This is a genomic window from Ottowia thiooxydans DSM 14619, assembly GCF_000422885.1.
In the GTDB taxonomy this organism is placed as follows: domain Bacteria; phylum Pseudomonadota; class Gammaproteobacteria; order Burkholderiales; family Burkholderiaceae_C; genus Ottowia; species Ottowia thiooxydans.
On the sequence record NZ_AUGX01000038.1, the window covers coordinates 1 to 12100 of the forward strand.

10 protein-coding genes are annotated in these 12100 nt (G+C 59.2%); 8 read left to right on the forward strand and 2 right to left on the reverse strand.

What is annotated here, in order from left to right; all coding sequences use genetic code 11:
• Positions 1 to 322: 322 nt before the first annotated feature.
• Positions 323 to 790 carry a MarR family winged helix-turn-helix transcriptional regulator gene (locus G518_RS0122080; RefSeq protein ID WP_028604399.1) on the reverse strand — a complete coding sequence of 156 codons (468 nt, stop codon included), beginning with the start codon at positions 788 to 790 and terminating at the stop codon, positions 323 to 325.
• A 58-nt stretch (positions 791 to 848) separates the two neighbouring features.
• Between G518_RS0122080 and G518_RS36345 the strand changes: the two genes are divergently transcribed.
• The 3 genes from G518_RS36345 (at position 849) to G518_RS0122095 (ending at position 3294) form a co-directional block, all read left to right on the forward strand.
• Positions 849 to 1409, forward strand: coding sequence for a PaaI family thioesterase (locus tag G518_RS36345; RefSeq protein WP_036595629.1), 561 nt, complete (start codon positions 849 to 851; stop codon positions 1407 to 1409).
• Between the two features lie 59 nt (positions 1410 to 1468).
• Positions 1469 to 1927 carry a MaoC family dehydratase gene (locus G518_RS0122090; protein WP_028604400.1) on the forward strand — a complete coding sequence of 153 codons (459 nt, stop codon included), beginning with the start codon at positions 1469 to 1471 and terminating at the stop codon, positions 1925 to 1927.
• Between the two features lie 110 nt (positions 1928 to 2037).
• Complete coding sequence (locus G518_RS0122095; RefSeq protein ID WP_036595631.1) at positions 2038 to 3294, forward strand: MFS transporter; 1257 nt, start codon at positions 2038 to 2040, stop codon at positions 3292 to 3294.
• A gap of 73 nt (positions 3295 to 3367) precedes the next feature.
• Here G518_RS0122095 and G518_RS0122100 read toward each other — a convergent pair whose 3' ends face one another.
• Complete coding sequence (locus G518_RS0122100) at positions 3368 to 4285, reverse strand: LysR family transcriptional regulator (RefSeq protein ID WP_028604402.1); 918 nt, start codon at positions 4283 to 4285, stop codon at positions 3368 to 3370.
• Between the two features lie 120 nt (positions 4286 to 4405).
• On the opposite strand from G518_RS0122100, the gene G518_RS36350 reads away from it, so the two are divergent.
• The 5 genes from G518_RS36350 to G518_RS0122125 all read left to right on the forward strand — a co-directional run bounded on the left by G518_RS36350 (position 4406) and on the right by G518_RS0122125 (position 12074).
• On the forward strand, positions 4406 to 5356 hold the full coding sequence (locus G518_RS36350; protein WP_051237274.1) for a DMT family transporter: 951 nt from the start codon (positions 4406 to 4408) through the stop codon (positions 5354 to 5356).
• Between the two features lie 121 nt (positions 5357 to 5477).
• A complete protein-coding gene (locus G518_RS36355) occupies positions 5478 to 6650 on the forward strand; it encodes a LuxE/PaaK family acyltransferase (protein ID WP_051237255.1) in 1173 nt (390 codons plus the stop codon).
• 14 nt (positions 6651 to 6664) lie between these two features.
• Entirely contained in the window at positions 6665 to 9208 is a 2544-nt protein-coding gene (locus G518_RS36360; RefSeq protein ID WP_169457990.1) for an acyl-CoA reductase, read from the forward strand.
• Positions 9209 to 9226: 18 nt separating this feature from the next.
• Positions 9227 to 10522: a phenylacetate--CoA ligase family protein gene (locus tag G518_RS0122120; RefSeq protein WP_036595650.1), complete on the forward strand. Its 1296-nt coding sequence runs from the start codon at positions 9227 to 9229 to the stop codon at positions 10520 to 10522.
• Positions 10515 to 12074: an ATP-binding protein gene (locus G518_RS0122125; RefSeq protein ID WP_028604404.1), complete on the forward strand. Its 1560-nt coding sequence runs from the start codon at positions 10515 to 10517 to the stop codon at positions 12072 to 12074. Before G518_RS0122120 ends, G518_RS0122125 begins: the two co-directional genes overlap by 8 nt.
• The last annotated feature ends 26 nt before the right edge of the window (positions 12075 to 12100 follow it).

A 12100-nucleotide genomic window follows, 5' to 3' on the forward strand; every position in this document is an offset into this window, starting at 1 on the left:
CAAGGGGCGGTGCGGCAGAACTCTCTTCTTTCGCTTCGCTCACTACGTTCAAACAGCTGCCGCAAGCTAGTTCACGAAGCAAGAGCATCTTTCAGTGCTCTTGCCCGCCCCTTGCCCTGCGCTCCTCGGCACGGCCTCAAGGGGTGGATACCCACTCGGGCCATTGCTGCGCTCGGCCTTCGTGTAGCTAGTCGTTCCCCCTGTCGGGGAACGATAAATTCCTGGCTGGAGTGGGTGAATTTTAAAACCTGCTCACTATCCAGTGACTCTGCCAACGCCAACGGCATAGAAGAGCAGAGCGCCAATTGATACCTCGAAAACGTCAGCCCGGCTGATCAGCCGCCACTGCCTGATCAACAGATTCATCAAGGCAGCCAATGCAAAAATCCAGCAACTCATGCAAGGCCACCACCCGGTCCGCCCCCAGGCGCTCGTTAAGCGCCAATTGCGCGGCCTTCCACCCACGCTGAGCTTCGATTTTTTTAGCCCGTCCTGCATCAGTCGCTTCCACAAGCCGGCTGCGCGCATCCTTACCTGCGCGCACCTCCAGCAGCCCCTGCGCAGAAAGCGGCTGAAGATTGCGCGTCAGCGTGGAAGCGTCCATCTGCATGCGTCTGGCCAATTCACCAGGTTCGATTGGACCAAGCCCGACGACATGCGACAACAAAGCATATTGCGTGTTCTTAAGTCCAGTGGCCGCGACGTACTGGTCGTAGTGCCGCGTGGCCAAACGGGTGAGCTGACGTAGCTTCAGGTTGGTACAACCTTGTGGCTTGAGGGCGCTATTCATGTGATACATTGTACCTGCAACTATTGCATATACAATATTAATCATGAAGGGAGCGCATATGGATGTCGAACAGGTTGTCGCACTTTGGGAAGCGGATGAGGCGCGTGTCCGTGCGCGTTTGGCTTCGGTTGACGCCAAACCCAAAGTGAACCCTATGGGTCTCTCGGGCATGGAAATCTTTGAGGCAATCTTTGCAGGCGATCTGCCGCCTCCGCCCATTGGGGAGACTCTGGACTTCTTGCCTATCCACATGGAACCTGGCTTCGCTGTGTTCCAAGGCCGGCCAAAGCGCCGGCATTACAACCCATTGGGTTCGGTGCACGGTGGCTGGTTCGCCACACTGCTTGATTCGGCGTTAGGGTGTGCAGTTCACACGACGCTGCCCGCAGGCAAGGGTTACACCACTCTGGAGTTGAAGGTGAACATCGTGCGCCCACTGCACGATCGGGTTCCGTTTGTGCGCGCTGAAGGCAAGGTCATCCACCCTGGCCGTCAAGTAGCCACTTCAGAAGCTCGCATTGTTGGTGCAGATGGGAAGTTGTATGCCCACGCCACGACGACGTGCCTCGTTTTCGACGTTCCTCCATCGGCTTCCGGCGGGGGCGATAGCAAAGGCTGATGTTGTTCTGAATTTCCCGTAGCACGCGGTTTCGCATTACTTTAACTAACGGATTTCTCATGAGCACTCTTTACCTGGAAGACTTCACACCTGGCCAGCGATTGGGCGGCTCCACGCGCATTCGCGTAGAAGAGAGTCGAGTCAAGACCTTTGCCTCTGAGTTCGATCCGCAGCCTTTTCACCTGGATGAGGCGGCTGCAACTGCTTCGATCTTTCGCGGACTCGCGGCCAGTGGCTGGCATACCGCGGCAATCACCATGCGTTTGCTGGTGGAGAGCGAATTCAAACCGGCGGGAGGCATCGTTGGGGCAGGCTTTGACGAGTTGCGATGGCCTCGGCCTGTACGGCCCGGTGACGAACTGCGCGTCGAAAGCGAAGTTCTGGAGGTCCGGCCGTCCCAGTCTCGTCCGGAGCAAGGCTTGGTGAAGGTTCGCACAAACACGCTGAACCAGGATGGGCACGTCGTGCAGACCTCGGTGGGAAATCTTGTGGTGCAAAGACGTCCAAAGGCATCCTAGCCAATTTTGGTGAAGCCGGGTCTTGATTTTTGCCCCCAAGGGCAATTCAACCAGGGCAGCTTAGCCTGTGTAGCAAGCACCCAGGTAGAGAAATTTTTCGGAAGATCACGATGAGCCAATCTAGTCACGCCTCGCCAGCAAAGTCCAGGATTTCGCGCAATGCAATATGGCTCGTGCTGATTGCAGCGGCCGGCACTTATGCGCTGTCGATGGGGGTGCGCAACACGATGGGCTTGTACCTGTCGGCCTTGAACACCTCTACCGGCTTGGGCATTGGCAATATCAGCCTGGCGTTTGCCTTCGGGCAACTCTGGTGGGGGCTGACGCAACCATTCGCGGGTGCGGTGGCTGACCGAATTGGCACGGGGCGTGTCATTTTCATAGGCGTTTTACTGGTCGCCCTCGGCACGGTGATCACGCCGCTCATGACCTCCACATTCGGCCTGATCCTGGCTATTGGTGTGCTGGCTGCCGGGGGGGCTGGCATGGCTGGGCCGTCGGTGTTGATGGCGGCAACCGCCCGGCTGGTACCGGCTGAAAAGCGGGGCATGGCGTCAGGCATAGTGAACGCCGGTGGATCATTCGGGCAATTCACGATGGCCCCAATCGCTATAGGCTTGACAGCAAGCCTCGGCTGGGCCGCATCCATGCAATGGCTGGGTTTGCTGGTCCTTCTCGCGCTGCCGGCCATCTGGATGCTCAAGGGCAACTCCAAAGCCATGGCGGCTGCGGCAGCAGCGGCATCTGGCAAAAAGGCGCTCACTGCACGCGAAGCCCTGAGCCAGGCACTGGCAACACCGAGCTACGGCTTTCTTGCGCTGGGCTTCATGGTGTGTGGGTTCCACGTCGCCTTCCTGGCCACGCATCTTCCAGGGGTGGTGGAGGCGTGCGGTTTGCCGCCAGCCATTGCCGGTTGGTCGCTGGCCATCGTGGGTTTGTTCAATATTGTCGGCAGCCTTGCGATGGGCTGGGGAGTAGGGCGCTGGCGCATGAAATCGCTTCTGTCGCTGCTCTACGCGGTTCGTGGTTTGGCGGTACTGGCATTCCTGTTCGCACCAAAGACGCCAGCTGTCATGCTGATATTTGCGGCCGTCATGGGCGTCACCTACCTATCTACGGTACCCCCAACGGCAGGGTTGGTGGCCAAGATGTTCGGCCCCGCCAACATGGCCATGCTGTTTGGCGTGCTGATGCTCGCACACCAGATAGGCGGCTTTGCCGGTGCCTATTTGGGAGGGCAGATCTTCCAGGCTACTGGCAGCTATGACTGGGTTTGGTACATCGACATTGTTCTCGCGGTAGGAGCTGCGCTCATCCATCTTCCAATTCGGGAAGCCAAGCTCGCGCCACGTCCGACAACAGCCTGAGTTGTCGCCATAGCGGCATATGGGCGTGCGATAGAAGCTCTCGCGGCTTCGCACGTTTTCTGCTGGCACGCTCCTAGCCCTCTGGCCGCAGGGCGTTCACGAGATGATCGATTAGCGCGCGCATCTTGGGTGTGGTGTAGCGAGAGGCGGAAAACAACAGGTAGGCCACGCCTTGGTAGTTGGTATCGAAGGTCCACTCAGGCAGTAGCCGAACCACTCGCCCAGCCGCCAATGCATCACGCGCCACGAAGTCCTGTACGCAGCCCACGCCCAAGCCCCGTTCAACGGCCGCCAGACGCATCTCGCTGTGATTCAAGGTGTAGCGCCCGGCTACCGATATCTCCACTTGGTCATTGCCGCGAACGAAGCGCCAGCGGCTGTCGTTCTCCTGCTCGCCGAGCGACAAGCAACTGTGGTTCATCAAGTCCTCCGGCGTTTGAATACGCTCGTGAGACGCCAAGTAGGCCGGACTCGCCAGCAAGAATTGGTGCACCGGCATCAGTGCGCGTGCCACCATGCCTTGCGGCGGGTCGTCGGTCAGGCGGATGGCAAGGTCAATGCCTTCACGCACAGGGTCCACCACCCGGTCTACGACCATGAGGTGCACGTCTATCTCGGAATAACGCTGTAGGAAGTCCAGCAAAGGCTGATGAAGCACGTGGCGGGCGAAGGCTTTGGGTGCGCTGAGACGAATCAACCCTCTGGGTGTTCCCATGTGGCCTTCAGCCACTCGCATGCTGGCCTGGGCAGCAGCTACCATCTCGCGCCCGCATTCGAGCACCTCCATGCCTGCCTCAGTCAGGTGCAACTGCCGAGTGGTTCGCTGCAACAGCGAAACACCCAGGACGCTTTCCAGGCGTGTGATCTGCCGGCTGACAGCGGACGGGGTTTGGCCGTGCCGACGCGCAGCAGCCGAAAAGCTCCCCAACTCCGCCACACGAACGAACGCAACCAGCTCGTGCATGACCTCCAGGAAATCATCTGTTCTCAAGGTGCACAACTCCTGTTCATGCGCCAAGTCTATTCAACTCTGACGGGGACACGAACAATCAGCTGTCCAAGAGCCTGTTCATGACCAAGAACGTGTTCACAAACGTTTATGGGGAAAATCATGTCTAGCTCCTCCAACTCCGCGAATTCAAATGGCCGGAGAACCTCGCTTTTTTTGAATCCTGTGGATGGGCTGCTGCTCCTTGTGGCAGTGATCTGGGGCGGTAGTTACAGCGCAGCCAAACTCGCGACCGATCAGATGCCGGTACTGCAGTTCCTGGTGATGCGCTTTGGATTGACATTTGTACTGTTGCTACCTGCTCTGAGAGGTCTGGCTGTGCCTTCGTGGCCGGTGGCGCTGGCTGGTGCATCGATCCTTGGCGTCAATCTGCTCGCCATTTTCGTCTGCGAAACGTTTGGCGTATCACTGACCACAGCGTCCAACGCAGCGTTATTGGTCAGCCTGTGTGTTGCCTTCACACCCGTTTGCGAGTGGTGGCTGCTTAAGGAGAGGCCCGGCGCCAAGGTGATGGTCGCGGCCGGCCTTTCGCTGATGGGGGCAGGGCTGCTGGCGTTCCAGCACGGTGAATCTGCCGGGCTGAAGTGGGGCGATGGCTTGATCGTGCTCGCAGCGTTTCTGCGTGGTGTCATGGTGTGTCTGACGCGGCGTGCCAGCCAAAGGCATGGCCTGACGGCGCTCACCATGACAGCGGTGCAGATGGGCGTGATGACACTTGGGTCCGCACTCTTGATGTTCGCCGTGCATGGCACCACCTGGCCTCGGTTACCGCGGACTGCGTCGTTTTGGTCAGCCATGGCTTTCCTGGTCCTGCTCTGTACCTTGTTCGCGTTTTTCGTTCAGAACCACGCCGCGGCCCGCACCAGCCCTACGCAGGTGGCCTTGTTAATGGGGAGCGAGCCGGTATGGGGCGCGTTGATCGCGGTCTTCTGGCTGGGCGAGCGAATGACCTCGTTAGGGTGGGCCGGTGGCTTGCTGATCATTGCATCCGCTTGGTGGGTAACCCGGCAGGAACGTAGTGAAAATTCACCATATGCCAAAAATAATACTTAGGAAGTAAACCGTTATCGCTTTAATAGTTATAGCCTCAATTTCACTTATCATGAATAAGGAGGCTAGTAAGGAGTTTTAAGAAACTTCTGTAGCCAGTTGAAACTTCCGCCAGGAGGTCAGCTTGAGAATTGACTGCAGTGCAGCCGTAAACGGCGGCAAAGAGATACCGAAAAGCGTAGAGCGCTTTTGCGCGCAAACCGCACCTTATTTTGCCGATGCGCAGTCTGAGACAGACTTCGTTGAAGCCATGCGCGATGTAACGCTCTGGCATCGTGATCGTTCGCCCTGGTATCGCGGACTGCTGGAGGCATGTGGTGTGCAGGTGGAGCGGATGGCCACGTTGGCCGACGTGATCGCACTGCCCCCAGTTCACGCCAACTTCTTCAAGCAGCATGAAGTGCTCTCTGTGCCTGAATCGGATGTGGTGTTGAACCTCACATCCTCCGGTACGACGGGCCAGAAGTCGCAGATGTTTTTCGATGCGTTCACTATAGGCAATGCGAGACGCATGGTGGATGACGTGATGCAAGCGCGCGGCGTGACCAGCGAGGCGCCAGCCAATTACCTCGTCAACGCCTATGAACCCATAGATGGCCTGCGCGTAGGAACCTCCAACACCAATCAGTACCTGATGCGTTACGCACCGCCGGCCAAAGTGTTCTGGTCGCTGCGGACGGTCGGTCAGGGGCAGCATGAATTCGATGCCTTTGGCGCTCTTGCTACATTGCGCGACTACGCGGAAGACCGAGAGCGGCCCGCACGCATCATCGGGTTTCCGGCCTTTCTGCATTTCGCGCTGCAACGCATGCAGCGCACGGGAATGCCGCCACTGCAATTGCCTGCTGGAAGTTGTGTGATCTTTGGTGGGGGATGGAAAGGCCATGCGGACCAAGCTATTTCAAAGGAACAACTCCATCGAGACATCACGCATTGGCTGGGTATTTCGTCAGAGCGTATCGTCGAGACCTTTGGCGCCGTAGAGCACAGCATTCCTTACGTTGGCTGCACACAGCATCACTTGCACGCACCTATATGGTCACGTGTACTGGTGCGCGATCCGCGAACACTCGCCCCGGTGCCAGACGGACAGCCCGGGTTCCTGTCTTTTCTCTCGCCCTACATTACCTCCGTACCAGCGCACAGTGTCGTCATGGGCGATCTGGCGATACGCCATCCAGGCAGCGCCTGTAGCTGCGGTAACCCGATGCCTTGGTTCGAGGTGCTAGGGCGCGCCGGAACTTCATCCAACAAGAGTTGCGCAGCTGCTGCCGCGGAACTGCTGCCGTCGTCATGATGATCGCCGACTCCATGAATACCTCCGTTTTGGAAACCGATACGTCGGACGCTGCGCACTATTGGTTTGGCCGCTGGCTCCACGCCCCAGATCTCCCGAACGCCCTGAACGCGTTGCCAGCGCATATTGACGCCACTTTGCCTCGCACCTTTCCCCTGCATGCCCTCCTGACGGCGTGTGACAGTGTTGGACTGCAAATGCAGGAACGCCGAGGCTGTTATGAAGCCCTTTTGCGTGAGGCCAGTGATGGACGAGGCGCAGCTGACGCAGACGCCATGCTTCAAGGCATGGCTTCGATGCTGCGCAAGGAGGCCATGGAGGAGAAACTCCGCACCGAACTGGGCAACGAACACCCCGGTACGCTGCGGCGTCGGTATCCGGAGCGCCAATACGAAGCTTGGGCGCCCTGTGGGTGCGTAGTCCACGTCGCGCCGTCCAATGTGTTCACGACCGCTGCTATGGGTCTGGTGGAAGGGCTCATGGCTGGCAACGTCAACGTGGTCAAGACCAGCACGCGCGACGGCCGGGTTGCCGGGCTGTTTGCCTCGGCGCTTGTCGCCAACGACACCTCTGGTCGGTTGGCTGACTATCTGGCGGTCTTGCGTCTATCGTCAAGTGAGCAACAAACTTTGCGGCAACTGTTCACTTACGCCGATGTAGTCTCTGTATGGGGTGGAGAAAAGGCTGTAGCTGCCGTGCGTGCCATGGTGCCATCTCACACGCGCCTCGTGGTGTGGGGGCACAAGCTCTCCTTTGGCTACCTTGCCGCCGACTGCGTAGACGATGACACGGTGCTGGAAGCCTTCGCCCGTGACGTGTGCCGCCTGGATCAGCAAGCATGCTCCAGTCCGCAAAACTTGCTGGTGGAAACAGACGAAGCTGGCCTTCGCGATGTGGCTCGGCGACTGGCCACCATCCTGGCCCGAGTCTCACCCACGGTACCCGGCCGGCACCCTGACATGGCCGAGCAAGCTGAAATCACAACCGTGCTAAGTGTCGCGCGTTGCGAGCAACCGCTGGGTCTCACAGAGGTCATTGAGGACCCCCATGGCCAATGGCGCATCGTCCTGGACACTCGCTCTGGCTTGCGGCCCTCTCCGTTGTTTCGCACGATCTGGCTGAAACCGATACGGCGCGAGCAACTGGCGGGTCTGCTGCGACCGTTCAGGGCCTGGCTGCAGACTTGCGGACTGGCGACCGGCCTGTCTGGGGCAGGAACGCTTTCTCGCGTGCTTTTCTCCGCGGGCGTTAGCCGCATCACTCGTCCGGGCGAGATGATTGACAGTTATACGTGCGCCCCGCACGACGGGGTCTACGCCTTGCAGCAACTCACTCGGCGTGTCTCGTTTGACGGGCCCGAAGCATTACATTATTTTGGCCATCTGGACGCCCTGGAGCCACCTCAACTAGTGCCCCCGCCTTCAGCGCCGGTGCTAGACAAGAGCGGCTTCCAGGCTCTGGGCCAAACTGCTCAGGAGCGCGACCCTCACGCAGGCCTCATTGTGCGAAGCGGTGGCTCCAGCGGCAAGGTCGCATACTCGAGCTTCCGCTGGGCGGACTATCACTCGCAGATGGAAGCCACTGCAGATGGCATGGTGGCCGCGGGCCTGGATCCAAGGCAAGACCGGGTGATGAATCTTTTCGCGGCTGGCCATCTGTATGGAGGTTTTGTCAGCTTCTGGACCATTCTTGAGCATCTGCGCGTTCTACAACTGCCCATGGGCCTGCTGCCTGATTACGACCTGATCGCCACTCAGATCATCGAGCACGAGGTCAACACACTGGTTGGTGTGCCTCCGCATCTGTTGGCTCTTTTTACGGAGCAAGGCGAGCGCTTACGCGCCTGGGGTGGTGTGAAGAAGATCTTCTACGGGGGCGAGCCTTTGTCTGTTGCCCAAGAACGCTTCCTCACCGATGAATGCGGCGTGTCCCTGGTTCGTTCCGCCGCCTATGGCTCCAATGATGCCGGACCAATGGGCTACCAGTGCCTCCACGAATCCGGCACGGTGCACCACCTGCACACCCGCTTGCAAACTCTGGAAATCGTGGAGATGGATCGCGATGTGCCCGTACAGGGCAATGCCGTAGGTCGACTGTTGTTCACGCCATTGATGCGCAGCGCGCCCCGCATTGAGCGCTACGAGATCGGTGATCTCGGTCGTTGGGTAGATGGGCCCTGCGCTTGTGGCCGTCAAGAGCCACGCTTCGAACTTCTAGGTCGCCTGGGCGACGTGTTCAAAGCCGGGCCTCTGATGAACTACCGCCATTTTGCCGACGTGCTGAGCAAGAGTTTTGCCTACGCGGGTGCGGTTCAACTGCATCTGCGCAGTGCCGGCGCCCGTACCGTGCTGGATATCTGGGTTGGAACGCAATGGGACACCAATCTCAGCCAAGCCCTCAGTGAGGAGCTGTTTCAGCATTACGAGCCCCTTCAGTGCGTGACTGAAAACGCGCTACCGTTCGAATTGAACATCGTCCCCGTTCCCAACGACCAGTTCGTACGCAATGAGGCCAGTGGCAAGCTCATTCATGTATGCGATCACAGGCATCAGGCCTGAGTGAAAAACAACCTAACCATGACGACCCCGGCTACCCGTGAACCCGCTTCTGAGCAGCTTTTATCCGTGTTGCGATTTGTTCGCACACATTCCCCGTTTTACCGCGACTTCTATGCTCAGGTACCGCAAGATGCGGCAAGACTTGATGACTACCCAGTGCTTGACAGCCAGGCATTCTGGGCTGCCAACACCGTGCAAGGGAACACGGTACTGACGGCGCCCATCACGGAGGGGATTACCTTCAAGAGCGGAGGAACGACCGGCCATCCCAAGTACTCAGTCTTCACGTATGAAGAATGGCGTGCGTTCACCAAAGCCTTTGGACAAGGTATGCGCCGTGCTGGCCTGCAACCCGGCCAACGGATTGGCAACCTGTTTTACGCCGGCAAGCTATACGCCTCGTTCCTGTTCATCACACGGTCCATAGAAGCGGCGGGGATCAGTATCTGCTACCCGCTCGCGGGCGATGATCTGGACGAAATCATCGCGGCGTGGCGTCAGTTCGATATCGACGTTCTGGCCGGTGTGCCCACCACACTGATGAAACTCCTTGAGCGCCTGACGCCAGAAGACAAGGCACGCCTGAAACTGACAACATTCCTGTTTGGGGGCGAACCCATGTTCGCCGACCAGATCGCCGCCGTGCAGGCGGTCTTTCCAGGCTGTCAAGTACGCTCCATTGGAGTGGCCGGAGTGGACTACGGCGAGCTGGGCTGGGCCAGCCCCGGGGCTGAGCCGGGGGTGCATCACTGCTTCGATGACAGTACCGTGATGGAGTTGATCGATGACGCCACTGGCGAGCCCATCGACGTTCCTGGCCGCACGGGCCGGATCGTGCTGACCAACCTGGCGCGCCGGCTCATGCCCATCATTCGCTATCCGGTAGGTGACCGGGGAGAATGGCTGGATCCCGTGGGCACACCATCTCGACGCTTTCGATTGCTCGGCCGCACGGAAGAGGGCGCTCGCGTCGGCCCCATGAGCCTGTATGTGGATGACATGCGCCAAGCCCTCACCGACTTGGAGCACAGCGAAATGCCATTGGGTTTCAGGGACTTTCAAATGGTGATTGAGCATCACGAGCGGCTCGACGCTTGTTGCCTGCGTATCGCCGTCGAGAGACCACAAGAGCGGACGATTGAAGACACTCGACGAGTGATCGATCGGGTGTATGCAGCCAGACCCATGTACAGAGATCTGCAAGACCAGCAGTTGGTACACGGGTTGACTGTGCAGTGGGTTACAGCATCTGATCTCCACACCAACGCACGTACTGGTAAGTTGCTTCGCGTGGTGGATCACCGCCATGGCTGACGAACCCTGCGCCTGGGCCCGCCTGACAGTTCCTTCCGAGCCTGGCGCGCTAGGCGCCATTCAAGCACTGCTGCTGTCGCAAGCTCAGGCTCACCGCTTTGCGAAAGTCGTGCTTATCCACATGCGGGCTGCCTGCGACGAAGCCTTGACCACTATTCTGCGTTTGAGCCAGGACAATAGTGAGGACGCTGACCGGACGCTGGAAGTCAACGTTGAATGGGATGGACACGCGCTGCACCTGAGACTTTCCGACCACGGTCTTCCCTATGACATGAGCTTGCTGCCGAGCTACAGCCCGCAGCAGCCCGAGTCCGCTGACGACAACCTCGCGGGCTTGGCAGCGTTTCTCATGCAGAAGATGGCTGATCATTGCCAGGTGCATAACCACGGATCTCTCGGCCACCATGTGGAATTGCAATGGTTTCTGCCGGAAGCAGAGCTGAATGCCGCTACAGACGAGACCGGCGCTAACGACAGGACCGGCAGCCTGTTCGTCGCGCCGGCCGCCATCCTGGAAAATAATGTCGGTGCGCCACTCGACGCCATTGAAGTCCGGCCACTGGAAACGAACGATGCCATTCACCTCGCCCGTCTCGTATACCGGAGCTACGGGTATTCCTACGTCAACCCGGATATGTACATTGCTGAGCGCATCCTGGCACGCGTGCAAGATGGGCGGCTGACCTCCTGGGTCGCCGTTACTCCGGGCTCAGAAGGCGATGAAAACCTCCCCGTTGGCCACATTGCCTTCATGAAGAGTCATCGCGACGACGATACATTGGAGGTCGGTTCTGCGGTGGTCTCCCCCGATCAGCGTGGCGGCGGCCTGCTGGGACGATTGCTGTCAATCGCCACCGACGCCCTGGCGCAGCGCCCCGAACGCGCAGCGTTTGTGCACGCAGTCACCGCCCACCCTTTTACTCAAAAGACCTTTGGTCGACTGGGGTACCTGCCTACGGCATTGATGCTGGCCTACACACCGGCCAGCCTGCGTTTTCGCAGCATCGGTGAGAAGGCGGGGGCGCAACGAGGCAGTGTGTACTACGCCTGCAAGTTGCTGCGCCCCGTCGAGCCGGTGAAGGCGTATGTGCCCTTAAGCGTACAAGCCCTGGTGCTGCCTCGCGCCGCGGACATCGGATTGCCGTTGCAGCTTCAACCCATCGAAGGAAGTACACCGCAAGGAGATACAGACCTCCTCGTGCAGGCTGAAGATACATTGAACTCGGCTTTCCTCACGTTGCGCCGCACGGGGGAGGATTTCTCTCCGCATCTGCGCAGGGTGCTCAGGCGTCTGTGCCGGGCGCAGGTGGCCGTGATCTACCTGAGCCTCGATTTGAGCGATCCGGCTACGCCCTCGGCTTGCGAGCAGGCGATGGCACAAGGCTTCATCGCCGCCGGCTTGACACCTTTCATGCCATGGCCGGCCACCTTGTGCCTTCAGTACCTGAATAACCAGTCGCTGGATCCCGATGCCGTCTGCGCCGTAGGCGAGGCGGCCGAGCATCTGCGCGATACGCTTTTTGCGGCCTATCAGGCTCAGGAGATGCTCTGACCCTGCGATTAGTAGCTTCTTCGGCA

What these genes read in the sequence shown, in the direction of transcription:
- G518_RS0122080 (WP_028604399.1), bottom strand. Translation starts at nt 790, where the DNA reads ATGAATAGCGCCCTCAAGCCACAAGGTTGTACCAACCTGAAGCTACGT.
- G518_RS36345 (WP_036595629.1), top strand. Translation starts at nt 849, where the DNA reads ATGGATGTCGAACAGGTTGTCGCACTTTGGGAAGCGGATGAGGCGCGT.
- G518_RS0122090 (WP_028604400.1), top strand. Translation starts at nt 1,469, where the DNA reads ATGAGCACTCTTTACCTGGAAGACTTCACACCTGGCCAGCGATTGGGC.
- G518_RS0122095 (WP_036595631.1), top strand. Translation starts at nt 2,038, where the DNA reads ATGAGCCAATCTAGTCACGCCTCGCCAGCAAAGTCCAGGATTTCGCGC.
- G518_RS36350 (WP_051237274.1), top strand. Translation starts at nt 4,406, where the DNA reads ATGTCTAGCTCCTCCAACTCCGCGAATTCAAATGGCCGGAGAACCTCG.
- G518_RS36360 (WP_169457990.1), top strand. Translation starts at nt 6,665, where the DNA reads ATGAATACCTCCGTTTTGGAAACCGATACGTCGGACGCTGCGCACTAT.
- G518_RS0122120 (WP_036595650.1), top strand. Translation starts at nt 9,227, where the DNA reads ATGACGACCCCGGCTACCCGTGAACCCGCTTCTGAGCAGCTTTTATCC.
- G518_RS0122125 (WP_028604404.1), top strand. Translation starts at nt 10,515, where the DNA reads ATGGCTGACGAACCCTGCGCCTGGGCCCGCCTGACAGTTCCTTCCGAG.